22 protein-coding genes are annotated in these 26705 nt (G+C 33.4%); 10 read left to right on the top strand and 12 right to left on the bottom strand.

Going from position 1 to position 26705, the window contains the following annotated elements:
- Positions 1-7: 7 nt before the first annotated feature.
- The 3 genes from ACFO5O_RS06625 to ACFO5O_RS06615 all read left to right on the top strand — a co-directional run bounded on the left by ACFO5O_RS06625 (position 8) and on the right by ACFO5O_RS06615 (position 5257).
- Positions 8-2431 carry a YfhO family protein gene (locus tag ACFO5O_RS06625; RefSeq protein ID WP_387962121.1) on the top strand — a complete coding sequence of 808 codons (2424 nt, stop codon included), beginning with the start codon at positions 8-10 and terminating at the stop codon, positions 2429-2431.
- On the top strand, positions 2432-3718 hold the full coding sequence (locus ACFO5O_RS06620; RefSeq protein ID WP_387962119.1) for a glycosyltransferase family protein: 1287 nt from the start codon (positions 2432-2434) through the stop codon (positions 3716-3718). It begins immediately after the preceding gene.
- 84 nt (positions 3719-3802) lie between these two features.
- Complete coding sequence (locus tag ACFO5O_RS06615; RefSeq protein WP_387962117.1) at positions 3803-5257, top strand: oligosaccharide flippase family protein; 1455 nt, start codon at positions 3803-3805, stop codon at positions 5255-5257.
- Positions 5258-5356: 99 nt separating this feature from the next.
- On the opposite strand, the gene ACFO5O_RS06610 is transcribed toward ACFO5O_RS06615, so the two are convergent.
- A complete protein-coding gene (locus ACFO5O_RS06610) occupies positions 5357-6553 on the bottom strand; it encodes a hypothetical protein (protein ID WP_387962115.1) in 1197 nt (398 codons plus the stop codon).
- Between the two features lie 191 nt (positions 6554-6744).
- Between ACFO5O_RS06610 and ACFO5O_RS06605 the strand changes: the two genes are divergently transcribed.
- On the top strand, positions 6745-8178 hold the full coding sequence (locus ACFO5O_RS06605; RefSeq protein ID WP_387962114.1) for a serine hydrolase domain-containing protein: 1434 nt from the start codon (positions 6745-6747) through the stop codon (positions 8176-8178).
- 85 nt (positions 8179-8263) lie between these two features.
- Here ACFO5O_RS06605 and ACFO5O_RS06600 read toward each other — a convergent pair whose 3' ends face one another.
- Positions 8264-8938, bottom strand: a complete 675-nt coding sequence (locus ACFO5O_RS06600) for a hypothetical protein (protein WP_387962112.1) — start codon at positions 8936-8938, stop codon at positions 8264-8266.
- 158 nt (positions 8939-9096) lie between these two features.
- Between ACFO5O_RS06600 and ACFO5O_RS06595 the strand changes: the two genes are divergently transcribed.
- Entirely contained in the window at positions 9097-10176 is a 1080-nt protein-coding gene (locus tag ACFO5O_RS06595; RefSeq protein WP_387962111.1) for a DUF3667 domain-containing protein, read from the top strand.
- Between the two features lie 3 nt (positions 10177-10179).
- Here the strand turns inward: ACFO5O_RS06595 and uvrA are convergent, their stop codons facing one another.
- A complete protein-coding gene (uvrA, locus tag ACFO5O_RS06590) occupies positions 10180-12963 on the bottom strand; it encodes an excinuclease ABC subunit UvrA (RefSeq protein ID WP_387962109.1) in 2784 nt (927 codons plus the stop codon).
- 239 nt (positions 12964-13202) lie between these two features.
- Between uvrA and ACFO5O_RS06585 the strand changes: the two genes are divergently transcribed.
- Positions 13203-13787 carry an RNA polymerase sigma factor gene (locus tag ACFO5O_RS06585; protein ID WP_387962107.1) on the top strand — a complete coding sequence of 195 codons (585 nt, stop codon included), beginning with the start codon at positions 13203-13205 and terminating at the stop codon, positions 13785-13787.
- A 227-nt stretch (positions 13788-14014) separates the two neighbouring features.
- On the opposite strand, the gene ACFO5O_RS06580 is transcribed toward ACFO5O_RS06585, so the two are convergent.
- Positions 14015-14674 (bottom strand): endonuclease III domain-containing protein, encoded by a 660-nt coding sequence (locus ACFO5O_RS06580; protein WP_387962105.1) that lies wholly within the window; start codon positions 14672-14674, stop codon positions 14015-14017.
- 37 nt (positions 14675-14711) lie between these two features.
- On the opposite strand from ACFO5O_RS06580, the gene bcp reads away from it, so the two are divergent.
- A complete protein-coding gene (gene bcp / locus ACFO5O_RS06575) occupies positions 14712-15164 on the top strand; it encodes a thioredoxin-dependent thiol peroxidase (RefSeq protein ID WP_387962103.1) in 453 nt (150 codons plus the stop codon).
- Between the two features lie 32 nt (positions 15165-15196).
- Here the strand turns inward: bcp and ACFO5O_RS06570 are convergent, their stop codons facing one another.
- A complete protein-coding gene (locus ACFO5O_RS06570; RefSeq protein ID WP_387962101.1) occupies positions 15197-16648 on the bottom strand; it encodes a TonB-dependent receptor in 1452 nt (483 codons plus the stop codon).
- Between the two features lie 92 nt (positions 16649-16740).
- Between ACFO5O_RS06570 and ACFO5O_RS06565 the strand changes: the two genes are divergently transcribed.
- Together ACFO5O_RS06565 and ACFO5O_RS06560 are read left to right on the top strand one after the other, a co-directional pair.
- Complete coding sequence (locus ACFO5O_RS06565) at positions 16741-17502, top strand: MBL fold metallo-hydrolase (RefSeq protein ID WP_387962099.1); 762 nt, start codon at positions 16741-16743, stop codon at positions 17500-17502.
- A 66-nt stretch (positions 17503-17568) separates the two neighbouring features.
- Positions 17569-18003: a hydrolase gene (locus ACFO5O_RS06560; RefSeq protein WP_387962097.1), complete on the top strand. Its 435-nt coding sequence runs from the start codon at positions 17569-17571 to the stop codon at positions 18001-18003.
- Here the strand turns inward: ACFO5O_RS06560 and ACFO5O_RS06555 are convergent.
- The 6 genes from ACFO5O_RS06555 to ACFO5O_RS06530 all read right to left on the bottom strand — a co-directional run bounded on the left by ACFO5O_RS06555 (position 18000) and on the right by ACFO5O_RS06530 (position 23744).
- Positions 18000-18653, bottom strand: a complete 654-nt coding sequence (locus ACFO5O_RS06555) for an alpha/beta hydrolase (RefSeq protein ID WP_387962095.1) — start codon at positions 18651-18653, stop codon at positions 18000-18002. The genes ACFO5O_RS06560 and ACFO5O_RS06555 overlap by 4 nt on opposite strands.
- A 5-nt stretch (positions 18654-18658) precedes the next feature.
- Positions 18659-18982 (bottom strand): DUF4870 domain-containing protein, encoded by a 324-nt coding sequence (locus ACFO5O_RS06550; protein WP_387962093.1) that lies wholly within the window; start codon positions 18980-18982, stop codon positions 18659-18661.
- Positions 18983-18985: 3 nt separating this feature from the next.
- Entirely contained in the window at positions 18986-20239 is a 1254-nt protein-coding gene (locus ACFO5O_RS06545; protein WP_387962091.1) for a dihydroorotase, read from the bottom strand.
- The gene (locus tag ACFO5O_RS06540) at positions 20236-22161 is read right to left on the bottom strand and encodes a BatA domain-containing protein (protein WP_387962089.1); all 1926 of its coding nucleotides are present in this window, start codon (positions 22159-22161) and stop codon (positions 20236-20238) included. The genes ACFO5O_RS06545 and ACFO5O_RS06540 overlap by 4 nt, the downstream gene beginning before the upstream one ends.
- Positions 22162-22224: 63 nt before the next feature.
- A complete protein-coding gene (locus ACFO5O_RS06535; RefSeq protein ID WP_387962087.1) occupies positions 22225-22689 on the bottom strand; it encodes a GNAT family N-acetyltransferase in 465 nt (154 codons plus the stop codon).
- Positions 22690-22736: 47 nt separating this feature from the next.
- Complete coding sequence (locus ACFO5O_RS06530; RefSeq protein ID WP_387962085.1) at positions 22737-23744, bottom strand: glycosyltransferase family 2 protein; 1008 nt, start codon at positions 23742-23744, stop codon at positions 22737-22739.
- A 100-nt stretch (positions 23745-23844) separates the two neighbouring features.
- Here ACFO5O_RS06530 and ACFO5O_RS06525 point away from each other — a divergent pair, with 100 nt between their 5' ends.
- Positions 23845-25431, top strand: coding sequence for a M61 family metallopeptidase (locus ACFO5O_RS06525; protein ID WP_387962083.1), 1587 nt, complete (start codon positions 23845-23847; stop codon positions 25429-25431).
- A gap of 20 nt (positions 25432-25451) precedes the next feature.
- Here ACFO5O_RS06525 and ACFO5O_RS06520 read toward each other — a convergent pair whose 3' ends face one another.
- Entirely contained in the window at positions 25452-26705 is a 1254-nt protein-coding gene (locus ACFO5O_RS06520) for an exo-alpha-sialidase (protein WP_387962081.1), read from the bottom strand.

Here is a 26705-nt window from a genome sequence, read left to right as displayed (position 1 = left end):
TATTCCCATGCAATCCACATTTAAAAAAATTCTTCCTCATGTTTTAGTACTTGTAGGATTTGTTATTATTTCATTAGCCTATTTTAGTCCAGTATTAAGTGGAAAATCTATTTTTCAGAGCGATATTATGCATTATATCGGGATGTCCAAACAGCAAAATGACTTTAGGGCTGAAACTGGTGAAGAAACTTATTGGACCAATAGTGCCTTTGGAGGTATGCCCACATTCCAGTTAGGAGCTAAATATCCTCATAATTATATCAAAAAATTAGATCTAGCACTCCGATTCTTACCAAGACCGGCAGATTATTTGTTCCTTTATTTTATAGGATTTTATATATTATTATTAGTATTAAAAGTTGATTTTAAACTTGCGGGATTAGGTGCCCTAGCGTTTGGTTTTTCGACCTATTTAATCATTATACTTGGTGTAGGCCATAACAGTAAGGCACACGCCATTGCCTATATGCCTTTAGTTTTGAGCGGAATCATTTTAACATTCCGAAAAAAATATATTATAGGTTTTTTGCTAACAGCAATTGCCATGGCTTTGGAAATTGGGGCCAATCATTTCCAAATGACTTATTATTTACTTCTATTGGTTATTGTACTAGGAATAGCTTATTTAATTGATGCTTACAAAAAGAAATGGTTGCCACATTATTTTAAATCGGTAGGAATATTAACAGTGGCTGTTGCTTTATCTCTAGGATTGAATGCTTCCAATTTATTAGCTACTCAAGAATATGTAAAAGAAAGCACAAGAGGCAAAACAGAATTGACCATTAACCCAGATGGAACTGAAAAAGTTGCCACAACTGGTTTGGATAAAGATTACATAACCGAGTATAGTTACGGAATATTAGAAACGTTTAACCTATTTATACCTAGATTTTTAGGAGGAGGAAGCTATGAAGATGTAGGTAAAGAATCGGCATCTTACGATTACTTTTTAAGTTTAGGTGCCTCACCTGTTCAAGCTTTAGAACAAACTAAACAAATACCTACTTACTGGGGAGATCAACCCATAGTAGAAGCGCCAGCATATATTGGAGCAGTGGTATTGTTTCTATTTGTTTTAGCTTTATTTTTAGTGAAGGGACGTCTTAAATGGTGGCTATTAGGTGGAACAATAGTGTCTTTACTTTTATCTTATGGAGATAGTGAACCTTTTGCTTTTATTACAGATATCTTTATCAATAACATACCATTATACGATAAATTTAGGGCAGTGAGCTCTATTCAGGTTATTTTGGAACTTTGCATTCCTGTGTTGGCCATTTTTGGATTGGTACGATTGTTCAATAGTGCCGAGAAATTAGAGATCAAAGAAAAAGCTTTAAAGTATACGCTTTTTATTACGGGAGGACTTACACTCTTATTTTTCCTTTTTAAAGGAAGTTTGTTTGATTTTGTTGGAGTAAATGATGGTTATTACCGCCAAAATTATGGTCAAGGATTTATAGAGGCCGTAATTGAAGACAGAAAGGCCATTTTCAATAAGGACACTATTAGAACACTTGTTTTGGTGTTGTTATCTGCCGGAACGATTTGGATGTTTTTGAAAAAGAAACTATCCGAAACTTTGGTCATTGTTGTATTTGCTGGTCTTATACTTTTTGATTTGGTAGGTGTAGATAGGCGTTATGTAAATAACGATAATTTTGTGTCGTCTGTAAGAGTTAATAAACCTTATCAACCTAACGAAGCTGATAAGCAAATTTTAAATGACAAAGGGCATTTTAGGGTATTAGATATTTCTACTGAAGGCTCGCGAGCACCTGCTAAAGCGGCATATTTTCATAATTCGCTCAATGGTTACCATGCTGCAAAGTTAAAACGATTCAACGAGTTGTATGATTTTTATATTTCTCAAACCAATTTGAGTGTGCTTAATATGCTAAACACAAAGTATATTATTGCAGATGGTGAGGAAGGTAGTGTTTTTCCATATATCAACGAAGACGCTAACGGTAATGCATGGTTTGTTAGTGAATTAGAAAAATTAAATCATGCCAATGAAGAAATGTTAGTACTTGATAGCTTAGATACAAAACAAAAAGCTGTTACAACTTCCGAAGAATTAAAAACTTCAAGATTTACAGTTGATTCCTTGGCAACTATTGAGCTAATAGAAGTTAAACCAAATTATTTAAAATACCAATCAACAAACACCAATGATGGATTTGCTGTCTTTTCTGAAATGTATTATGGTAATGGTTGGGTGTCATTAATTGATGGGGAAGAAATACCTCATTATAGAGTTGATTACGCCTTACGAGGAATGAAAATTCCTGCTGGTAAGCATACAATCGAATTCAAATTTGAACCTCAAGTCATTAAAACTGGAAGCAGAATTTCATTGGCAAGTTCTGTTGTTTTGGGTTTACTTATCCTAATAGGTTTATTTTACGAGTTTAAAAAGAAATAATTGTCTAATAGAGTCCTTATAATAACTTACTATTGGCCTCCAGCCGGAGGACCCGGCGTACAGCGCTGGTTGAAATTCGTAAAATACTTACCCGATTTTGGTATCGAGCCAATAGTTTATTGCCCTGAAAATCCTAGTTATCCCATAACAGATAAAAATCTTGAATATGAAGTTTCAAAAACAGTCAGGGTTTTGAAACAACCTATAAAAGAGCCTTATCGTTGGGCCAATTTGATTGCTGGAAAAAGTTCTAAAAAAATAAGTTCAGGTGTAATTCCTAAACAGAAAAAGCAAACTTGGCTTGAAAGGTTCATGCTTTACGTACGAGGAAATTTTTTTATTCCCGATGCACGAAAAAATTGGATAAAGCCTTCGGTTTCATTTCTTGAAAATTATATTACGCAGCACAGAATAGGAACTATTATTACCACTGGACCGCCACATAGTTTACATCTTATCGGGCTTCAGTTAAAGAATAAATTAAATGTTAACTGGATAACCGATTTTAGAGATCCATGGACAACCATTGGCTATCATAAAGCATTAAAACTCACCAAAAGGTCTCAAGAAAAGCATCACAAAATGGAATTGGAAGTATTGAATAGTGCTGACCAGATTATTGTGACGAGCAAAGTGACCAAACGCGAGTTTCAATTAAAAACTAAAAAACCGATAACTGTTATTACTAACGGTTTTGACAATCATAAGGTATCCAGACCTGAAAAGGATCAAAAATTCACACTATCACATATTGGTTCTCTGCTTGCCGATAGAAATCCAAGCCAGCTTTGGCAAGCCATTAGAGAATTAATTGATGAAGTTGATGCGTTTAAAAATGCCTTTCAACTTAATTTGTTTGGTGTTGTTAGTGAAGATGTTTTGTCAAGTATTAAAAAAAATGGTTTGGGAGATCTTGTGAAAATTCATGGTTATGTAAGCTATAACGAGGCTATAAAAGCACAAATGAGTTCTCGGGTGTTATTGCTTATTGAAATTGATTCAGAGGATACTAAAGCCATTATTCCTGGTAAGCTGTTTGAATATATGGCTGCTGAAACTCCAATATTAGCTGTTGGACCAAGAGATTCAGATGTAGAGGATATTTTAAAGCAAACCAACACTGGTCACTATTTTTACTATAACCAAAAAGAAGCCATAAAAACACAAATTGCATTATATTTTGAAGCTTACCAGACTAATAATTTACAAGTTCATCCTATTGGATTAAAGCCATTTAGCCGTAGAGAGTTGACTTCAAAATTGTCAAAAATCATCTTGACTAATTAGATTTGGTAAAGTAGAGTTTCAAAAAACATTTTTAATGACTACTAAAAATCGTAATTTGGAATCTTAAAACTTTTAATCAAGTACATGGGAATAGTAATCAACCAATCATTCAAAAATACCATTACAACCTATCTTGGATTTGGTATTGGCGCAGTGAATACGCTGTTTCTCTATACCAATTTTATAAGTGACACTTATTACGGTTTAGTAGCTTTTGTATTATCTACGGCTAATATTATGATGCCTTTAATGGCTTTTGGCGTTCATAATACATTAATAAAGTTTTATTCAACCTTTAAAACAAAAAACTCATTAAATAGTTTTTTGACCCTAATGTTATTTTTGCCCTTGTTGATCTCTATTCCTTTAGGATTGATAGGATATTTTTGTTATGACATCATAGGAGATTTGTTATCTCAAGAAAATACTATTGTAAAGGATTATGTTTGGCATATCTTTCTTGCCGCATGTTCTATGGCTTATTTTGAAGTCTTTTTTGCCTGGGCAAAAACACAGATGCAAACCGTTTTTGGCAATTTTTTAAAAGAAGTTTTTCATCGTTTGGGAATCATGGCACTGTTGTTTGCTGTATTTTTTGAATTCATAACAGTCAATCAGTTTATAAATGGTGTTATTTGGGTATATGTTTTAAGAATGGTATTAATGATGCTATCTGCTTTTAGTATAAGGTTGCCTGTATTTACATTAAGACGTATAGACAACTTAAATTCAATTTTAAAATATTCATTCCTGATTATTATTGCAGGATCAATCGCCACTGTTATTTTGGATGTTGACAAATTTATGTTAGGTCAGTATATAGCTATTGAAGAAGTCGCCTATTATAGTGTTGCAGTTTATATTGCTACTGTAATTTCGGTACCACAAAGAGCAATGCACCAAATTATGTTGCCAATGACAGCACAATTTTTGAATGATAAAAATAAGGCAGCACTTGAAGATCTCTACAAACGTTCATCTTTGAATCTTTATGTAATAAGTGGTTTCATTTTTATACTTATCATAGTCAATATCAATCAACTCTATACTATTATTCCCGAAGAGTTTAGAAATGGAGTTTTTGTGGTATTTTTAATAAGTTCAGCAAAACTTACTGATAATATTTTAGGAAACAATAATGCTATTTTATTCAATAGCGATTATTACAGGATGGTTTTACTCTTCGGAGTTGTATTAACCATACTTACGGTAGTGCTTAATATGATTTTTATTCCAATGTATGGCATCAATGGGTCTGCTTTAGCGACGTTTCTGGCTGTAATTATTTATAACTCAATTAAAATTGTTTTTGTAAAGAAAAAACTTCATATGCTTCCTTTCACGGATTCAACATTTAAATTAAGTGTACTGATAACCCTTTCTACACTGGTATTTTACTTCTGGGATTTTGGGTTTCATGCTATCTTAAATATTATTTTGAAGTCAGTAATAGTAACTATTATTTACGTAATCGCAATTTACAGAATGAAGGTTTCAGATGATTTATCACAATTGATAAAGAAATACTTAAAACTATAATTGGAAAGCTTAATTCCTAAAATGGGAAAACCCCACAAGGTGCTTTGAGGCATACTACAAGTGGGATTTTCCAACTAACCAACCAAAAAATTATTTATTTTAATTATTTTGTCGCTTTCTAGAGGTTCTATTGCCTTTGGTTGGAGCTTTAGAACGTGTTGCTTTAGAAACCGATTGTTTTCTACTTTTATTTTGAGCGGCACGTTGTGTACTTTTGTTACGCTCTTTACTAGATATACGATTATTTGTCGCTTTTGGTTTTCTGTTCGAATAATTTGTGTTTTTATTAACACTTGGTTTTCTATCATAGCTTCGAGATTGTACACTTTTACTTTGCGAATTTCGCTGTGGTGATCGTGCATTAGTAGCTCTTTCAGAACGCATTTGTCTTTGATTTTTAACAGAAGCTCCATTTTGACGCGATTGATTTCTCTGATTTGATATTGAACCTTCTCTTCTAGATTGGGTATTCCTTTGATTTGGTGTAACCGATCTTTGAGTTCTATTATTCCTATTAGAAATATTGTTTCTTTCGCTTCTCACTTGTGAGTTTGCAATTCTACTATCACCGCGTCTATTAGATGCATCTGGTCTATAGCGTTCACTTATACTATTGTACTGCGTACGTCTACCCGAAGTATGAGCTGACCCTCTTCTTGAATTAACATTAACTGATCTGTAGTTATTTACATAAGGTCTGTAATAGGTATATCTTACAGGTGTATAGTGTTTTCTATATGGTCTATTATATACTATACAATAATCCCTAGAAGGAATGGTATAGTATCTGTGCCATGGTCTGTAAACATAATGTCTGTTGTAAATATTAATATAACCACTGAAATGACTAAATACATTGTGACGGTTGTAATAAACATATAAACCACCAACTCTAGATACTCGACCAAAATTGTTATAGTGAATGTTTACATTTCCAGCCCTAGTTATTCGTCCGTAGTAATCATAATATATAGGCACATTTTCAATCTGGATTATTGCTCCAAAATCGTCATATTGAACATAAGGACCATAATCATATCCCGAGTTAAAACTTAACGAGAAATTAGGTGAATTAAAGCCAACATTAACGTTAGGACCGTAATTTGGCATATAAAAATCAAATTGACCATCCGGAAAAACCGAAAACTCAATACCGCCCTCTACAAATATGAATGAATTGTTGTAACCACTCACATAAGTGTTTGCTAAAATGTTTGCTGAATTAGAGGTGGTGGTTGCTTGTAATGACGAAACAGACAAGAATACTGTCGTTACGAATAGGGCTATCTTTTTCATAATTTAAAGTTTAAAATAATTTTCATATTATAGTTTACAAACAACGTGCCAAAAAAAGAAACAAAGCATTATGGTATTGATTTACAGTAAATTAAATTATTGGAAGAATGCAAATTCTATATAGTTAAAAAAGTTGCATTCTTTTGATTTAGAAAATTGTATTTTAGAAGAAGCTAAATCAATCTATTAAAATGAAAACATTAGTATTCTATCTATCCATTTCCATTATTGCATTTCAATATATTGGAGCCCAATCAGAAACAAAAAATTATAATGAGGCGTACAAGCTTATCGAAGTCTGGCTAGATGCTCAAAAAGATTTTGATAATTTACCAGGAATTTCGGCTATTGTGGTTAAAGATCAGGAAGTGCTTTGGACCGGAGCCTTTGGATATTCAAATATTGAAGATCAAGTTTCTGCAACATCAGAAACCCTATGTAGTATTTGTTCAATTTCGAAGCTATTTACATCGGTAGCCATTATGAAACTGTATGATGAAGGTAAATTACGGTTAGATGATAGAATTGAAGATGTCTTACCTTGGTATAATCTCAAGCAACAATATGCAACTAGTGGGCCAATTACAATACGGTCATTGCTAACACATTCATCTGGATTGCCAAGGCAGGCTGATGTGCCCTATTGGACAGGCCCTGATTTCCCATTTCCTAAATTGGAAGAAGTGAAATCAAAATTGGCCACTCAAGAGACTTTATATCCGGCTTCTACCTATTGGCAATACAGTAATTTGGCTTTATCCCTATTGGGAAATATTATTGAAGAAATTTCAGGCGTTTCATATGATGAATACGTCAACGAACATATTTTAAAACCTTTAAGGCTAAAGGACACTAGAACCCATTTACCAAAAGATTTGTATGGTAAACAATTAGCCTATGGATATTCTGCTGTAGATAGAACAAAAGAACGCTCTAAAGTCAATTTTTTTGAAGCAAATAATGTTACGGCTGCAGCCGGTTTTTCTTCCAATGTATTAGATTTGGGAAGATTTGCTTCATGGCAGTTTAGATTGTTAGATGCTCAAGACACCGAAATTTTGAAACCATCAACCCTTAAAAATATGCATAACGTACATTGGACTGACGAAGACTTTGGACTAACTTGGGGGTTAGGATTTTCAGTTTATAAAGGATCTGACGGCTCAAAATGGGTCGGTCATGGCGGTAGCTGTCCAGGCTATAGAAGCACGTTACAACTTAATCCAAAAACAAAAATGGCTTATGCGGCGATGATTAACGCAGGAGGTACAAATCCAAATCGTTATACTAATGGAATTCATGAAATATTGAATAAAGTTGAAACGGTAAAAAAAGAAGAAAATACTAAAGTTAATTTAACTGACTATACGGGTTATTACAGTAGTCAACCATGGTGGAGCGAAAATTACATTTCGGAATGGAACGGTAAATTAGTGAGTGTAGGTTTGCCAAGTGATAATCCAGCAGAGGCTATGACATTTTACAAACATATCGAGGGAGATACCTTTAAACGAGTTAGGGATAATGGAGAGTTAGGGGAGGCCTTACAATTTGTAAGAGGTGATAAAGGCGAAGTTATCAAGATGAAAAGCCATCAAAATTATTCAACAAAAATTAAAAAGTAATTTTCGATTAGAGAATATATGATAACAAAAATCCCGAAAGGTATTGGGGATACCTAACGGGATTTTAGACAATCAATCAAAAAAATTATTTTCCTTTTAATCTTTTTTGCTTTTTAACATCTTTTCCTTTTCTGTAGTAAAAGTACATGTCACTATCATCACGATCTCTGTCATCAAAGTAGTAGTGGTCATCCCATTGTCTATTGTCATCGATGTAATTCATATGGGCATTGCTATGGTTTACAGCACCAGACAAATGAACAATTTCTCCCCATCTATTATAGTTCACTCTTAATCCTCCAACTTGTCTTAAGTTACCGTTTCCTCTTTGATAGTTCATATAAACCGAACCAGCTCTGGTTATTCTTCCAAACCTGTCATAATTAATAAACACGTTTCCAATACGTCTTACTTTTCCATCATAATCATGTGTAATTAAAACACCACGATCTCTTTGAGAAGAAAACTGAACTCGGCTTATACTGCCTGGCGAACCAAAAGTGACGTTAACAGAAGATTCTCTACTGCCTCTTGTTCGGTAAAAAGTATTAGCATTGTAATAAGAATCTGCTATGTTGGTATTGAAGTCAAAACTTCCATCCGGAAAAATTAAAAATTCTACACCACGTTCAATAAATGAAATTGGCTCTGCAAAGCGATTATGCCCCGATTTAAAATCTTTCCCTTTTCTTGCATGTTGTGCGTTAACAGTTGTTAATCCAATCAACAACCCTGTAACTAATAGTAATAATCTTTTCATAATATTAGATTTTAAAGTGATGCCTACTCATATAGCTTTTCGGCTTACGCTATTTGCTCATAAAGAACCAATTTGCGTGCCAAAAATCATTTGTTGTTGATTATCAGTATGTTACCTTAATCTGAATTTTATTATTTTTATAGCGCTAATCAATTACTATGACTAAACCAACCGTTTCTTGTGCCAATTGTGAGAAAGAATTTGAGGAAGGATTTGATTTTTGTCCTCATTGTGGTCAAAAGTCTAATGATGATCTCACCATTGGAGTTTTATTTTACAATACAATAAGTAACTATTTCTCTTTTGATGCTCGATTTTTTAAGAGCTTCGTTCCACTTATGTTTCGTCCGGGATATTTAGCTAAAAAGTTTTTGGAAGGTAAGCGATTATTATTCTTGCATCCTGCTCAAATGTATCTTTTTATATCTGTTATTTTCTTTTTTATCCTCTCATTTACTGTGAGTGATATTGCAGAAAAAGCAGATTCAGCAATGCAAAAGGATAAGCTAGAATCTTTAGCAAAAAAGAAAGATAGTATTGAAGAGATAAAGCCTGTCTTGGACTCTTTAGAGATTCAAAGCTTGATGAAGCCCTTAAAACAAAACCAAAAAATTCTGGGATTGAAGGATGAAGATTTGAAAATTGCCGATTCAATTATAAAAACGGGAAGGGCTGGGGATAAAACATACAATACTACATTTAATTACAATGAAAGAAGTGTGGATTCTTTAATTGCTATTAATGCCGAAGATAATGAGATATACCAGGCTATGGGTATGGATGAGGACGCAGGGTATTTAACTAGAAAATTTTATGGTCAGTTATTAAAATTTCATAGAAATAGGGGAGCGAGTTCAATAATTATGACTTTTTTTAATAGTATACCTATAGCCATGTTTTTTCTGTTGCCTCTTTTTGCACTTCTGTTAAAGATATTCTACTTTAATAAAGGAAGATATGCACATCATTTGGTGTTTAGCTTTTATTATTTCTCCTTTTTATTTATGGTCTTCAGTATAATTTTTGGACTGAATAGAATTTGGGAAATTCCAGATTGGATTGATTGGTTAGTTGCACTTTCTACCTTTATGTACTTATTTTTGGCTTTGAAGAATTTTTATAGTCAGCATTGGTTTTGGACCTTGTTTAAAAGCGGCGTTATTTCTTTTACCTTCTTAATGATGGTTATACCAACTACTATTATATTATTAGTAATGTTTTCGTTTTTGTTCTATTAAACCTTATAGCTTTTCTTTTAAAAATAGGCCTGTTACCGAATTAGCATTTTTAACTAATTCTTCTGGTGTACCTTTAGCAATGAGTTGGCCACCACGCTCACCTCCTTCAGGTCCCAAGTCAATAATATAATCAGCACATTTAATAAGATCCAAATTGTGCTCAATGACCAAAATGGAATGTCCTTGTTCAATCAAAGCGTCAAATGATTTTAATAGTTTTTTGATATCGTGAAAATGAAGACCAGTAGTAGGCTCATCAAAAATAAAGAGCGCATTATCGCTCTTAGAGCCTTTTCCTAAAAATGAAGCCAGCTTAATTCGCTGCGCTTCGCCGCCTGAAAGCGTAGAAGAACTTTGGCCTAAAGTAACATAGCCAAGGCCAACATCTTGCAAGGGTTGCAATTTGTTCTTAATCTTTGATTGTTGGTGTTGAGAAAAGAAGGCGATAGCATCATCAATGGTAAGATTTAGAATATCATCTATAGATTTTTCATTAAATGTAACCTCCAAAACTTCCTTTTTAAACCGTTTCCCGTTACAAGTTTCACATGTAAGATGGACATCGGCCATAAACTGCATTTCAATAGTAACTTCACCTTCACCTTTACAGGTTTCACATCTTCCACCATCAACATTAAAACTAAAATGTTTAGCTTGATAATTTCTAATCTTACTTAATTTTTGATTAGCATATAGTGCCCTTATATCGTCATAAGCTTTGATATAGGTGACAGGGTTAGATCTAGATGAACGCCCTATAGGATTTTGATCTACAAACTCAATTTGCTTAATATTGCTGAAATTACCCGTGATATCACTGAATTGTCCTGGTTTATCTCCAAAATCGGTTATTTTTTTTTGAAGCGCAGGAAAAAGGATTTTTTTGATTAATGTACTTTTGCCACTTCCTGAAACACCAGTTATTACCGTTAACATTTCTAACGGAATTGTAACATCTATATTTTTAAGATTATTTTCACGGGCTCCAATAATGTTGACGTGATACTTTGAAGATCGACGCTTTTTTGGCACTTCAATTTCTAAAGAACCATTGAGGTACTTTGCCGTTAATGAATTCGAAACTAAAATATCTTTAAATTCACCATGCGCAACAACTTCACCACCAAAGGTTCCGGCTTCTGGTCCAATATCTATAATTTCATCGGCTGCTTTCATAATATCTTCGTCATGTTCAACCACAATTACGGTATTGCCCAAATCACGTAAGGCTATAAGAACCTTTATGAGTTTTTGGGTGTCTTTTGGGTGAAGGCCAATACTGGGTTCGTCCAAAATGTACATTGAACCTACAAGACTACTACCTAATGAGGTCGCCAAATTAATGCGCTGACTTTCTCCACCAGATAAGGTATTCGATTTTCTATTCAATGTTAAATAATCCAGACCAACGTTAGATAAGAAAGTAAGACGATTGGTGATTTCCTTTAATAAACGCTCCGCAATTTTAGCATCGTAATCGTTTAATTTCAGATTGTTAAAAAATTCAGCCAACTTATCCAAAGGCATTTCTACCAAATCGGTAATAGTTGCATCTCCAATTTTAACAAAATTAGCTTCAGGTCTTAATCGTTTGCCTTTACAGATCGTACATTTAGTTTTTCCTCTGTAGCGTGATAACATCACTCTATTTTGAATTTTGTAGGCTTTAGACTCTAATTCTTCAAAAAAGGAATCCAGTCCTTCAAAATACTCATTGCCATTCCAAATGAGCTGTTTTTGTTCATTCGTTAACTGGAAGTATGGCTTATGAATTGGGAAATCAAATTTATGAGAGTTATTTACTAATTGGTCTCGGTACCAACTCATACTTTCACCTCGCCAAGGGAATATAGCGTTTTCGTAGACTGATAAACTTGTATTAGGGATAACCAAATCTTCATCGATACCAATAACATCACCATAACCTTCACATTTTGGACATGCACCATAGGGATTATTAAAGCTGAATAGATGTATATTAGGCTCTAAAAAAGTCATGCCATCTAATTCAAATTTATTATTGAATTCATACTGTTTTTGAGTTGAAAGTGATTGGACAATACAACTGCCTTTACCTTCAAAAAAGGTGGTTTCAATGGCATCAGCTAAACGATTGTAAAAATCTTCTTCATGCTTAACAATAATTCTATCAACTACTAAATGTATAGCGCCCTTCAGTGATCTATCAGAAACTTCATCAATTCTTAAAACTTCATTGTCTAATTTAACTCGGGCATAGCCTTGTTGTTGAAGGACATTAAGTTTATCACTCATACTTCGTCCTTCTTCCAAAATAATAGGTGCCAGAAGTAACAGCTTCTCACCATCATCAAACTGTTTTATTAATGAAATTACGTCTGATGTTGTATGTTTTCTAACCAACTTGCCAGAAACAGGAGAATAGGTATTTCCAATTCTAGCGAATAGGAGTTTTAGATAATCATAAATTTCTGTTGAAGTCCCAACTGTTGAGCGAGGATTAGTAGAATTCACCTTTTGTTCAATAGCTATGGCTGGCGCAATACCTTTAATGTAATCTACTTTTGGTTTATTCAATCGGCCTAAAAACTGACGCGCATAACTTGAAAGACTTTCAACATAACGACGTTGACCTTCGGCATATAAGGTATCAAAAGCTAAACTAGATTTACCCGAACCAGATAAACCTGTGATTACCACTAATTTGTTTCTAGGAATTACAACATCAATATTTTTTAAATTATGAAGTTTTGCCCCTTTTATTATGATGTTTTGTTTTGGATTGACTTCAGAAATAGTGATGCTCATATTAGATTTGATACTTAAAGATTTGCAAAGATACCATAAGTATTTAATCAGAGAAAAAAGTTTATTACCGAATAAAATGTTAAATTTTTAAAGGTTTTTTTGCATTTTAGGAATGATTGTTGTTATATTTGGTTGTAAATCAGTAAAAATCATTTGCCTATAACATAATATTACTTTAAAAAATTAACCCCGAACTAGAAGTGCACGACATTGACTTTTAGTCTTTTAAAGTAATGATTATGAGATACGAACTTATCGCTGATGCCGCTTTAGTGAAAAATTATATCGAAGGTGATGAAAACGCACTTTCTATTTTAATTTATAGGCACAAACAAAAAATCTACAGTTTTATATACTCTAAAGTCTTTGATAAAGACATAACAGAAGACATTTTTCAGGATACCTTTATTAAGGTTATTAGAACGCTTAAATTGGGAAAATACAACGAAGAAGGTAAATTTTTACCTTGGGTCATGCGTATTGCTCACAATTTAGTGATTGATCACTTCAGAAAAAACAGTCGAATGCCAAAATTTGATAACTCTGGTGAGTTTAGTATTTTTTCGGTGTTAGGAGATTCAAGCTTAAATGCAGAAAAACAACTCATAAAAGATCAGGTAGAATCAGATGTTCGACGCCTGATAGAAGAATTACCAGAAGATCAAAAAGAAGTTTTGATTATGCGCATGTATAATGATATGAGTTTTAAAGAAATATCTGATAGAACTGGAGTTAGTATTAATACAGCTCTGGGTAGAATGCGCTACGCCTTAATCAATTTAAGAAAGGTCATAGATAAAAATAATATCATTTTAACAAATTAATACAATAAATAAAGTTTTGTCTCGTTAATAGGATATTAAACCTAAAAAAAGCGATAATGGCAAAACTTTACTCTAAAAACCCTCAAATTAAAGAAACCCTGAACCCAAAAAAAGAAACAATAGATTTTCTTTTAAATTATTCTAAGGCTTTAAGTGTTATTAATTGTAATAAAATGAAGTTTGAAGCACTTCTAAATTAATCTGAAAAAGTCCTGATTTGTTAGTCGTCAGGACTTTTTTGTTTTCAAATACTCCTTGATTACAGACATTCGACCAATAGTTTTAGTGATGATGTCTTTATCTAAATTCCATCCTCTGGCAGGAGAGTATTCTCTTCCATACCAAATTATTTGAAGATGTAAATCGTTCCATAATTCCATTGGGAACAAACGTTTAGCGTCTTTTTCAGTTTGAACCACATTTTTTCCATTGCTAAACCCCCATCGATACATGAGGCGATGGATATGTGTATCTACAGGAAATGCAGGGATACCAAAAGCTTGAGATAAAACCACGGCTGCCGTTTTATGGCCAACAGCAGGTAATGCTTCCAAAGCCTCATAAGTTTTTGGGACTTCGCCATTATACTTTTCAATCAGAATTTTAGAAAGTCCATAAATCCCTTTACTTTTCATGGGAGATAAGCCTACTGGTTTTATAATTTCCCTAATTTCTTCAACTGAAAGTTTTACCATATCATAAGGATTATCAGCCTTTTCAAAAAGTAATGGTGTAATCTGGTTTACGCGCACATCGGTACTTTGAGCTGATAGTAATACCGCAATAAGCAATGTATAAGGATCTTTATGTTCTAACGGAATTGGGATTGTAGGGTATAATTCATTTAGGGTTCTAATAACAAAATCTACCTTTTCTTGCTTGGTCATAAAGTTGTATTTTTACGAAAAATCAAAGGTAATAAATATGACGACATTAAAACCTGGAGATAAGACTCCTAATTTTTCGGCAACGGATGAACAAGGCAATACGATTTCATTAAAAGATTATAAAGGAAAAAAACTAGTAGTATTTTTCTATCCGGCTGCAAATACGCCAACCTGTACCGTTGAAGCCTGTAATTTAAGAGATCACTACAAAGATTTAGCCGAAAAAGGCTATGAAATTTTAGGTGTTAGTGCTGATACTGAAAAAAAGCAATCCAACTTTAAAAAGAAGTTCAAATTTCAGTATCCATTATTGGCCGACGTAGATAAAAGCGTTATTGAAGCATTTGGAGTTTGGGGTCCTAAAAAATTTATGGGTCGTGAATATGAGGGTATTCATCGTGTTACTTTCGTGATTAATGAAAATGGAGTTATTGAAAAGGTAATTGATAAGGTGAAAGCAAAGATTCACGCAGAACAAATACTAGAATAAATAAAATAAGAAATTGAACTAAATTCTATTTTTTACTCATCAAGAAAAGCCTGTTCTGTTTCACAACCAAATAGGCTTTTTTCTTTAATTAAATTTGCAACACCTTCAGGTAGCATGGCTTCCCAACCTTCTTCACCATCGGCAATCATTTTAAGCACTGTACGTGAGAAAATAGAAAGTGTAGATGGATTGTAGTCGGTTATATCTACAACTTTTCCATTGTACTTAAAGAACTTGTAAAGTTCTTTCATACGTGGATGCACTTTAAGATTCTCGCTTGTAGTAATCGTACCATCTTCATTTTCCATTGGATATAGGTAAACGCGTAGGTCTTTAAAGAATAATTTTCCAAAGGCTTCAAGAATACCACCACTCAAATGACGATAATACTTTTCATCAAAAATGTCAATTAGGTTATTGACACCCATAGCAAGCCCCATTCTGTTTTTAGAATATTGTGAAAAATATTCAACGAGTTTATAATATTCTTGAAAATTCGAAATAAGAACAGTTTGCCCTAATGAACACAATAATCTAGCTCTATCCATGAAATCTTGTTCATCAATCTCACCTTCAGCACGGAGGTTAGATAAGGTGATTTCAAAAACAACTTGTGTGTTTTTTTCGACCACTCTGTTTTCTTTCAAAAACATCTCATAGGATTTCTGATACATATCCATGTTTACCATGGTTACTGGTCTAAAGCTACCTCTAAGTGCTAATATATTCTTTTTGTATAATACTCTAGCAGGGAGTACGTTATTGCCATCTGGAGCAAACATTACGGCATCGGTCATGCCATTTTTAACAAGCTGCAAACTCATTAGGCGATTATCGACGTCCTTAAATACCGGACCAGAAAAATTTATGGTATCAATCTCAATTTGGTCTTTATCTAAATGATCATACAAATATCGAAGGAGTTTTTTAGGCACATTGTACTTATAAAAGGCCCCATAAATTAAATTGGTACCTAAAATTCCTAAAGTTTCTTGTTGTAAACGTGCATCGTTCTCCTTAAAGCGTAAATGCAGAATAATTTCGTTATACTCTTGGTCAGGTTCTACTTGATATTTAACACCAACCCAGCCATGTCCTTTATATTTTTTCGCAAAATCTATAGTGGCGACTGTATTAGCATATGAGAAAAACATTTTATTGGGATGCTTATCTCTTGTGATGCGCTCTTCAATTAGAGCAATTTCATGCGTAAGCATTTTCCTTAAGCGGGCTTCAGTCACATAACGGCCGTCATCTTCAATTCCATAAATAGCATCACTAAAGTCTTTGTCATAAGCCGACATAGCCTTTGCTATGGTACCAGATCCACCGCCTGCTCTGAAAAATTGGCGAACCGTTTCTTGACCTGCCCCAATTTCAGCAAAAGTCCCATAAATGTTCTCATTAAGATTAATACGAAGTGCTTTGGTTCTCAATGAAGGAACTTCATCAAATTCCTTATCGCCTTTAAGGGTGATTTCCATCTTTAAATCGGGGTTATAACGTTAGGACAAAGGTATTAAAATAGCATGGTAAACAAAAAAATAACCTTATTTTTGTTTCAAAGTATTTTGGATTGAAAATTACATTTTTAGGTACCGGAACATCACAAGGAATTCCAGTTATTGGAAGTAGCCATCCTGTATGTTTAAGTACTAATCCTAAAGACAAACGACTTCGTGTTTCGGTTTTGGTAGAATGGGATGATTATAGTTATGTTGTTGATTGTGGTCCTGATTTTAGGCAACAAATGCTTACCGCGAATTGTAAAAGAATAGATGGTATTTTATTTACCCATGAACACGCCGATCATACTGCTGGTTTAGATGATATTCGTCCTTTTTTCTTTAGACAGGGTGAAATTCCGGTTTATGGACATAAACGCGTACTAAATGCGTTAACTCGAAGATTCGATTATATATTTGAAAATCACAATAAATATCCCGGGGCTCCCAGCGTAGAACCTATTGAAATTAAAAATGAACCTTTTAATTTAGGAAACCTCGAAGTTATACCTATTGATGGAATGCATGACAAGTTACAGGTGTTTGGCTTTAGATTTGGTGAGTTCGCCTATTTAACGGATATGAAAAATGTAGATTCTAAAGAAATTCAAAAACTACAAGGTGTAAAAGTGTTGGTGGTTAATGCATTGAGAGATGAGCCACATCCTTCACATTTTAATCTCATTGAAGCACTTGATTTCATCAATGAAGTGAAGCCTGAAAAGGCTTACCTTACTCACATAAGTGCATTATTGGGTTTCCATGACGAAGTACAACAAAAATTACCCAAAAACGTTTTTTTGGCATACGATAACTTACAAATAACTCTTTAGCATATGAAGCGCAATATTTTTATGTACTTGTTTATTTTTACTTTACTACTTGTACTTTTTCAATTTATGAACTCCAAACATATTATTGAAGATTATGACAAAAAGCTTACCACATCACTTGCCAAAGAAAACACTTATAAGGATTCGATTTTAACGCTTAAGGACAACAATTTTGAACTCATGCGCTTTAGTATCGAGTTCAATGACGATGCTATGAGTTACTTTGAAGATCAAGGGTATCGAATTTCAGAATTAGTGCCTTTTATAAAAGATGAACTTTATAAACTCAATGTATATGAAGGGGAGGACCATCCATTGGTTCCATATGCATCTATGACTGGAAACAAAATGCTAATCAATTCCGTTAGGCTTTTAAATCATAAATGGATCATTGCTGATTTTTCTGATGGAAAATATTGGGGAGAAATGTTGCTGACTTATGAGATTGTTGATAAACAGGAATTAAAATTCAAGCTTTTAGACTATTTGTTATATCATTAACCAATTAAAGGCTCTAGCCACTTCTTAAATTCATAGAAATTTTGCGGTGCAACACCATGACCTACTGGAAATTCGGAATAACTATGTTTAATGTTTAAACGCGATAGAAATTCTGGAGTTTTTCGTGCCCATTCTACCGGAATTACCTGATCTACACTACCATGCGAACAATAAAAACTTAAATGTGCGTAGTCGTCTTTAGGTAATGTTTCTGGTAACATATCCTCGCTTATATAGCCACTTAAAGCAATTACATTTTTAACTTTTTGCGGATAGGTTAAGGCTACAGCGTAGCTCAAAATCGTGCCTTGGCTAAAACCTAAGAGTGTAACATTATCTCGATTTACTGGGTAAGTTTCACAAACTTCATCAATAAATTTAGAAATCAAATCTCTAGATTGTATAGCTTGATCTGTATCGTTCCATTTATTTTGTGCAGCATCAAAGTGAATAGCGTACCACGCATTTCCAAAGGGTTGCATAGCATACGGAGCACGTGCCGAAACAATGAATAAGTCTTCAGGGAGTTCGCTTGAAAATGAAAACAGATCGTTTTCATCACTTCCATATCCGTGAAACATGATGAGTAAAGGCGCATTTTCCTTAATAGAAGAAGGCCGCGTTATGTGAAATAAGCTTAAATCGTACATAGAGTTTAACTAATGGTTCTAAACCAGTCCTGAAAATAGTCACCAACTACAGGGATGGGTTTTTGCTCACCTTTGTAAGCCGTATAAAGTCCGTATAGCCATGCTACGAAGGTAATGCTCCAAAAAGCAGTTCCAAGCCAACTGCTAATATATTTTTCTGATACATTAGAAACCAAAAGCATGATTATTAAGCCTAGCATTTGACGTGCATGAAAAAAAGTGAAAGGATTTCGTTTTTCTAAATTCATAATTATGGCAATAATCAACCCAACAAATGTAAAATAACATACAATGGCTAATGTTCTGCCTTCTTTTATAGTGTCTTGCATAATTTAATTTAATACCAATTGGTTATTGGCGATGATGCCATACGACTTTCCTTTTAATTGGCTGTTTTCAAACAAGCTGTTCTTTGAAGTTGAAATAATATGGTTTTTAGAGAATATATATGAAAATTTAGGATCAAACAATGATAAATCTGCTTTACTACCTACAACAATGCCATTTGATTCAATCCCAAAGCGTTTTTTTCCTTTAGTTAAGAGTTCTATACTCTTTTTTAAAGTAAATACAGATTGTAGAGCACCAAAAGCGCTTTCTAGTCCAATAGTGCCATATTTGGCAAAATCAAACTCTATTTTCTTGTTTTCGATATCGATTGGATTGTGGTCAGAAGTTACCATATCTATAGTGCCATCTTTTAGGCCTTCAATCAGAGCATCAATATCCTTTTGAGTTCTTAAAGGAGGCTTTACCTTAAAATTAGTATTGAATGTTGTTAATTTTTCGTCCGTAAATAACAAATTATGAATTGCTACGCTACAGGTCACATCAAGTTTTTGTTGTTTAGCTTTTCTGATAAGATCTACAGACTTTGCTGTTGAAATGGTAGGGATATGTAATTTGCCGTTTGTGTATTCTAACAAAAACAGATCTCTAGATACCTGAAGTTCTTCAGCTAAAGTTGGATTCCCTTTTAAACCTAATGAAGTACTAGTTCGGTTTTCATTCATAACTCCAGACCCTGAAATATTTGAATCCTGTGGAAAAGACATGACTAAACCGCCAAAATTACTGGCATATTGCAAGGCTAGTTTCATTAAGTTTGGATTTGAAACAGCCTTTTGATAATCGTAAAATGCGATTGCACCAGCATTTTTCATGTCAAAAAGTTCAGCCAAATCGTTGCCTTCACCAGATTTTGTAAGCGCCCCAATAGGATATAAGCTAATGGCGTGATCTTTTGATTTACTTTTAATAAAGGTTATATCGGCACTCGAATCAATCACGGGATATGTGTTGGCGTTTGTGGCAACACTAGTAAATCCTGATAAGGCAGCAGTTTTTAATCCGTTAGCTATAGTCTCGCGCTCTTCAAAACCAGGTTCACCAAAACTTACACTACTGTCAAACCAGCCTTGTGAAACATGAAGATTGTCTAACTTCACTTCTTGGTATTTTTTTGGATTGGCAATGTGTTTTGAAATCTGAGTGATGATTCCTTTTTCAATTAAAATATCAAGGGTTTGATTATGAAAATCGCTTTTTGAATCAACAATTGTGGCAGATTTTATGAGTACGTTCATTTAAAGAATTTTAAGATGAGCATTTCAATACTTAAAAAAGCTAGTGCAAAAATAACAAACCATTTCCATAGCTCATTAACATTTGTCGCACTTTTTAATTCCATTAAAGCTTCACTGACCGAGTTATTCACAGAAACCTTATCAAAAGCATCCAAATTTAAGTATGAAAGGTTGCTTTCGTCTCGCGCATAATTAAAGCTAATTTGCTTTATAATGTTTTCTTTATTCATTACATCAAATGTTCCCGCCATATCGAGGTCATCATTAGTTATTAGTGTAACCTTGTCTATGAATGTTTGTTGTAACGGGATAACCGAATTACTATTAGATTGTAATTTAAGTATTTCATCTTGACCTAAAGTAGTTTTAATATCCACTTTATTTTCAATACCAATAGTATAAAAAAGCTGCGGTAATTTTAAACTTTGCTTGCCAATATTGTAAAGTACAGGAACAATAAGTGGAGAGTTTTTAAAATTTGAATTAGAGTCGTTAAGAGCGGCAGTAAAACTAAAGGCTTGACCAGACTGTGACAAAAATGGATTTCCATCTTCAAAACTTAAAACTGATGATCCAGAAAGAGATTCCAAATTATAGAATGCATTTACTTTTGGATATTGAAAATTACTCACTTTTTTGTCGAATACATTGTTTAGAATTGGATGCGAAAAATTGATGTCAGTAATTCTTTTTTCGTTAGGATTTAAAACACGATAATTAAATAAGTTATAATTATTAAATAACTGATTATATGAACCTAATACAACTTCATTTGAAGGAACAATTAAAATATATCCTCCGTTATCTGTAAACGATTTTAACGCATTTATTAACGAAAACGGAATCTCTTTAAGTTCGTTAATGATAATGAAATCTTGTCGCTCAATGCTATTGTAATTTAAATCCTTGAAATTAGAAGATGAGTAGTTAAATTCATCACTAGTGTAGATTTTTTTAAGAAAAGTATCATCAGCTTCATTTATAGACAACACATTTATATTTTCATTTTCACTTAAATTAAAATAAAGTGAATTATCATATTGAAGGTTAGCATCTTCAATGCTTATTTTTCCTTTAAACTGTTGGTTATTTGGAATATTGAATACTGCAGTAGTTTCATTTTCTATAGTAACCGCATTTTTAGCAACGAGATTATTATCATTAAAAAGTGAAATAGATAAGGTTTCAATTGGTGTTCCATGATTTTTTAAAACCACGGTAAGTTCTAAAATGTCCACGTTCATATTTGAAATGTAAACAGAGTCGACAGCCACATTGTTGGTGTTGGTAGGTTTTAATTGTACCAATCGTGGATTGATATGATCGCTGTCTTCAAAATTTAAAGCTTCACCTTTTTGTTGAAAATCTGAAATAAGCACTAAACTTTTAAACGTGCTATTATCTTTTGAAAATTCCTTTTTAGCTTGAAGCATTAATGCCTCATAATTAATCTGATTTGGAGCGTACGACAACTGTATAAGGTCATTTCTGATTGCTTTTAAACTTGTATTTTTATAGGTTTTATCATTAGTGAACAAACTAAATGTTTCATTTTCATCAAGTGTTTCAATGAGATCTTTTACGGCACTATTTAAAAGAGTTCCATTAGCACCTTTGGCCTGCATACTATAAGAATTGTCTAAATAAATTACAGTTTCGGTTTTGGTGTTAAAACTATCTTTGTTTGATGTGTAGGGTTGGGCGAATGCTAAAATTATACAAGCCAATAACAATAATCGCGTTAGTAGAATAAGCCATTTTTTTAACTGGGAACTTTTACGGGTTTGTAAAGTAATATCTTTTAAAAACTGAACATTAGTAAAAGCCTCTTTTTGAAATTTTCTTAATTGAAAAAGATGGACAATGATAGGAATGATGAGTAGGAGTAAAGCATAAAGAAGTTCTGGGTGTTTAAACTGCATTCCTAAAAGGTTCTTTTTTAAAGTGTAATGCTCAAATATAGAAAATGCTTGTTGATTAGCCTCTTAAGCTTTTGAGAAATTTAACGTTTTTCTAAAACAAAAACTGTTTTCAACACCAATGTACTGGCCATAATTGTTAATGCGCTCAAAACCAGATTTTTTATAAAGGGCCAAAGCTTCTTGCTGATTGATTCCCGTTTCCAAAACAACTTGATTACAACCTAATTCACTGGCCCAGCTTTCAAGTGCATTAAGAATTTTTTCGGCAATTCCTTTTCCTCTGGATTCTGGAACGGTAAACATTCGTTTAATTTCCATGGTGTCAGCATCAAACATTTTTAGGGCTCCGCAACCTACAGGGATGTCACCTTCATAGGCAACCAAGGCATATTTGATGGCATCAATTTTATTGAACTGTTTATAAAAGTCATGATCGTCTCCATCACGTAGTGCCAAATCTGTATCTAAAGCTTTTACCAGGTCTCTAAAATCTTGATCGTTTGAGTCTGTTCTTTTGAGTTTTAACATTTTGAAAAAATAAAGTTAAATATACTACTTATTAGGTTTTTAAATGACTAGCAAAAGAAGAAATAATCAGTCATTGAAACCATTTGCTGGGATTTAAAATAGTTTCTAATAACACGTTGTGCATTTTCATTTGCAACAGTAACAATGCTTTGAGGATTTGTAAGTGTGGAGAGTTGGTTAAAACTATGGAGTTCTATTCCATATATTTTTTTCCCGATCTTTTTAGGGTTATTACAAATCCATAAAAAAGGGATTTTTTGGGACTTCAAACGTTTGGCAATGGTTTTACCTTTAAAACCTGCTCCCCAAACCGTTAATGGTCGATTTTTATCATAATCGAGTTCTAAAAAATAGCTTAGCTTAATATCCAAGAAATAATTTTGTGCATAGTGTTCATGCGTTCTTGAGGTTCTGGTAGGATAATCGCGCCAATAATGCAATAGCTTTTGGGATGGGATACATTTTAGTTGCTGCTTATAAAACCTGAATGTTAAATCATAATCTTCAGGATAATAATTAAGATTGAAGGCATCGCAACGTATAAGATCATCACGATGCACCATCCAACAAGGTGAGGCAATAGAACATTCTTTATAGATTTCGGAATAATTACTGCCTTGTTTGGTTAAACCATTTAGCCAAGCTTCGTAACGAGCATATCCATCGCTAATGCCTTCATTACTAAAGTATTTTACAAGTCCTAAAGCAACATGCCCTTTACCAGAGGTTATTAAATCATTGACTAAAAAATAAAGCTTTTCAGTATGCATGACATCATCACTATCCATTCGGGTTATGTAGTCGCCTTTTGACTTTTTAAATGCAAGTCTTAAAGCTTCAATTATACCATGTCCTGAATTTTTAAATAAGCGAATTCGGTAATCTTTTTTCGCATAAGCTTCAACCACCGAATAACTTTGGTCTGATGAATGGTCATCAACAATAATAAGTTCCCAGTTTTGATAATTTTGGTTGATGATAGAGTCAAGACATTCAGGCAAATAGATAGCTGTATTCTTAAAAGGCGTTAATATACTGATTAGAGGAGCTTGCATTTCGCTAATATACTAATTCAACATTTTAACAAAATCTTTATGCTATAAAATTAAAATGATTGTAGTTTTACGACTCCAATGATTTTGATATATTAACTTTATGAATAAAATTTTCGGCCTGTTATTGGCAGGTATTACCTTAATTTCTTGTGGGACGGCCTCAAAAAGCACAAGTATTGATTTAGCAGAAAACAACCCTATAGAAACTTCAATTGATTTAACCGCTATTGTCGAAGATAAAGCTCCTGTAATCATTAATCCGGGTCGAATTACTCAAGATGAAGTTATCTATCGTTTGCCAAGAGTTGTACAAGGCACCTATGAATACAGCAATTTTGGAAATTATGTAGAGGAATTTAGTGCTCTAGATTATGATGGAAATCCGTTAAAGGTTGAAAAGATTGATGAAAGTTCTTGGTTAATTTCTGAAGCCGTTAAATTAGATAAAATCTCTTATTTGGTCAATGATACTTATGATATTGAACGCAGTGGAACGTTTAAGGCCATTTTTTCACCTGAAGGCACAAATTTTTCTAACGATAATTTTGTGTTAAATCTGCATGGGTTGATAGGCTATTTTGATTCTTTAAAACGAAATGCGTATACATTAGATATCACTTCACCTGCTCAATTTGTAAGGACTTCTGCTCTGCAAGAAACCAAAACTTTACTTACAAATGATAACAAAATAATATCAAGCTATTTTGCACCAAGGTATTTTGACATTACTGATAACCCTATGATGATTGGTGAACTAGACGTTGAAGAATTTTTAGTTGGTGATATTAAAATAGTGTTGAGTCTTTATTCACCAAATAAAGTATACACAGCAAAAGGTCTTAAGGAAACTGTTTATAAAATGATGGAGGCGCAGAAGGCCTACTTAGGTCCAATTAATTCAACAAAGCGCTATGATATTTATATGTTTTTATCTGATGGAAGCGCTACTTCCCCAAAGGGCTTTGGAGCTTTAGAACACCATACTTCAACAGTTTTGGTATTAGGAGAGTATATCCCTAAATCTTATTTAGAAAAAGCCATAATTGATATTGTTGCTCATGAGTTTTTTCATATTGTTACACCTTTGGGAGTTCACTCAGAAGACGTACATTATTTTGATTATCACACACCAACGTTTTCAAAACATTTATGGATGTACGAAGGAGTAACCGAGTATTTTGCACATCACTTTCAAGTTTATGAGGGATTAATTTCTGAAGAGGAATTTTATGTGAGGATGATGCAAAAAATAAGTAACTCAAAACGATTTAACGACGCCATGAGTTTCACCTCAATGAGTGAATATATAATCGAGTCTCAATACGCTTCAAATTACGTAAATGTATATGAAAAAGGAGCATTGATAGGAATGTGTCTGGATATACTTATGCTCGAAGAAAGTCAAGGTACTCGCAATCTACTTTCATTAATGAAGGAATTAACCCTAAAATACGGAAAAGACAAACCATTTGACGACGATTCCATTATTGAGGAAATAACTAAAATGACTTCTCCTTCTATAGGTACTTTTTTTAATACTCATGTTGAAGGAAATACTCCTATAAATTACGGTGAATTTTTTAACAAAATGGGTTTAAAGATTGATGAAACGGGTAAAGTAGTTTCTTCTGAAAACCCATCACAATCGCAACTTAAATTACGTAAAGCTTGGTTAAACTCAATCTAGAATAAGTAACACCTTACCCGTTAAAGCATTTCGTTTTTAGAAGGCTGTAACTGTTCTAGATCAATAGCCAAAGTTCTAACACTTAAGTTTTCTTTACCACTCAAGGTATAGGCTATATAGACGATATTGTCTTTTATTACCATTCTTGGAAATCCACTCGATCTACTTTCAGATGTTTTGGCTAATGTTAATGGTTCACTTTTGCTGCCGTCTTTATAAACGCGTTGCATTTGTATCACGGTTTCATAATTTACATTGTCAACCCAAGTGACAATTGCGGAGTTGTTATCAATGAGTTCTACATCTACACGACCAATTGGAAAGGAGTTGCTTAATGTTACAGGGGTCTCAAAACTATTGCCGTTGTTGTTAGAAAATGCCAATTTAACATGAGGTGCATCATTTTGTAAGGTATACCAAATTACAGCTACAGTGTTACCCAAAGCAGATATAGAAGGTCCGTTTACCGGACATCCAGCTATATTCCAATTATCGTTAAAAACAGGTTTTGGATTGGTCCATTTATCATTAATTAACTTTGAATAATAAATATCCCTAACTTCATCTTCCGATCGGTTCCTGTATATAACAATAGGGCCTTCGTTGGTCATTGCTAGATCGGTTTGACAACAATCACAAACCCTTGAATCTATTACAAATTCATTTAACATTTCTCCATTAGCATTAAATGAAGCACTTCTTAAAGTCATTTCTTTGGTTATAGAATCATTTTCTTCGGCATAGGCATATTGTCTACCGTCAAGCCAAACAGATAGCATCTTGTCATCGTCTAGTGCTAATTTGCTCACAAAACCATGCTCCGTATTTGTATTGTCAGTATGTGGTTTTATAGCTTCGCCCCAAGTTTTTCCTTCATCTTTTGAAAATTTTAATTTCACATCATAAGTGTAAGTTCCATTGGCGCTTTTCTCTAGATAATGTGTGGCTAAATTAGTATCTCCAAATGAAGTCATCCCAGGAAAATCAGCCCAGTTGACAAACCAGTTTTTACCACTTGCTATAGTTTTTGGTTGTGACCATGATATGTGATCTTTTAATGTGGAAAATTTTAATATGCTTGTTGTATCTGGTGTCATTTCAATCCAGGTTAAATACACATTACCATCTTTTGAAAGATGCAAATTGGGCTCAGAGCTTTTTTCAGCAGCGGGTGAAGGAATATCAGTGATAAGTTGTTTAGTATTATTATCACAGGATTGTACAATTATCAGAGCTAATAAAATTGTCCAAAATGGTTTTATAAATTGATTCAT

The sequence above is a fragment of the Geojedonia litorea genome (assembly GCF_042654525.1).
Classification (GTDB): domain Bacteria; phylum Bacteroidota; class Bacteroidia; order Flavobacteriales; family Flavobacteriaceae; genus Geojedonia; species Geojedonia litorea.
This window is presented reverse-complemented; position numbering and strand designations above follow the sequence as displayed.

What these genes read in the sequence shown, in the direction of transcription:
- ACFO5O_RS06625 (WP_387962121.1), top strand. Translation starts at nt 8, where the DNA reads ATGCAATCCACATTTAAAAAAATTCTTCCTCATGTTTTAGTACTTGTA.
- ACFO5O_RS06615 (WP_387962117.1), top strand. Translation starts at nt 3,803, where the DNA reads ATGGGAATAGTAATCAACCAATCATTCAAAAATACCATTACAACCTAT.
- ACFO5O_RS06610 (WP_387962115.1), bottom strand. Translation starts at nt 6,553, where the DNA reads ATGAAAAAGATAGCCCTATTCGTAACGACAGTATTCTTGTCTGTTTCG.
- ACFO5O_RS06605 (WP_387962114.1), top strand. Translation starts at nt 6,745, where the DNA reads ATGAAAACATTAGTATTCTATCTATCCATTTCCATTATTGCATTTCAA.
- ACFO5O_RS06600 (WP_387962112.1), bottom strand. Translation starts at nt 8,938, where the DNA reads ATGAAAAGATTATTACTATTAGTTACAGGGTTGTTGATTGGATTAACA.
- ACFO5O_RS06595 (WP_387962111.1), top strand. Translation starts at nt 9,097, where the DNA reads ATGACTAAACCAACCGTTTCTTGTGCCAATTGTGAGAAAGAATTTGAG.
- uvrA (WP_387962109.1), bottom strand. Translation starts at nt 12,963, where the DNA reads ATGAGCATCACTATTTCTGAAGTCAATCCAAAACAAAACATCATAATA.
- ACFO5O_RS06585 (WP_387962107.1), top strand. Translation starts at nt 13,203, where the DNA reads ATGAGATACGAACTTATCGCTGATGCCGCTTTAGTGAAAAATTATATC.
- ACFO5O_RS06580 (WP_387962105.1), bottom strand. Translation starts at nt 14,674, where the DNA reads ATGACCAAGCAAGAAAAGGTAGATTTTGTTATTAGAACCCTAAATGAA.
- bcp (WP_387962103.1), top strand. Translation starts at nt 14,712, where the DNA reads ATGACGACATTAAAACCTGGAGATAAGACTCCTAATTTTTCGGCAACG.
- ACFO5O_RS06570 (WP_387962101.1), bottom strand. Translation starts at nt 16,648, where the DNA reads ATGGAAATCACCCTTAAAGGCGATAAGGAATTTGATGAAGTTCCTTCA.
- ACFO5O_RS06560 (WP_387962097.1), top strand. Translation starts at nt 17,569, where the DNA reads ATGAACTCCAAACATATTATTGAAGATTATGACAAAAAGCTTACCACA.
- ACFO5O_RS06555 (WP_387962095.1), bottom strand. Translation starts at nt 18,653, where the DNA reads ATGTACGATTTAAGCTTATTTCACATAACGCGGCCTTCTTCTATTAAG.
- ACFO5O_RS06550 (WP_387962093.1), bottom strand. Translation starts at nt 18,982, where the DNA reads ATGCAAGACACTATAAAAGAAGGCAGAACATTAGCCATTGTATGTTAT.
- ACFO5O_RS06545 (WP_387962091.1), bottom strand. Translation starts at nt 20,239, where the DNA reads ATGAACGTACTCATAAAATCTGCCACAATTGTTGATTCAAAAAGCGAT.
- ACFO5O_RS06540 (WP_387962089.1), bottom strand. Translation starts at nt 22,161, where the DNA reads ATGCAGTTTAAACACCCAGAACTTCTTTATGCTTTACTCCTACTCATC.
- ACFO5O_RS06535 (WP_387962087.1), bottom strand. Translation starts at nt 22,689, where the DNA reads ATGTTAAAACTCAAAAGAACAGACTCAAACGATCAAGATTTTAGAGAC.
- ACFO5O_RS06530 (WP_387962085.1), bottom strand. Translation starts at nt 23,744, where the DNA reads ATGCAAGCTCCTCTAATCAGTATATTAACGCCTTTTAAGAATACAGCT.
- ACFO5O_RS06525 (WP_387962083.1), top strand. Translation starts at nt 23,845, where the DNA reads ATGAATAAAATTTTCGGCCTGTTATTGGCAGGTATTACCTTAATTTCT.
- ACFO5O_RS06520 (WP_387962081.1), bottom strand. Translation starts at nt 26,705, where the DNA reads ATGAATCAATTTATAAAACCATTTTGGACAATTTTATTAGCTCTGATA.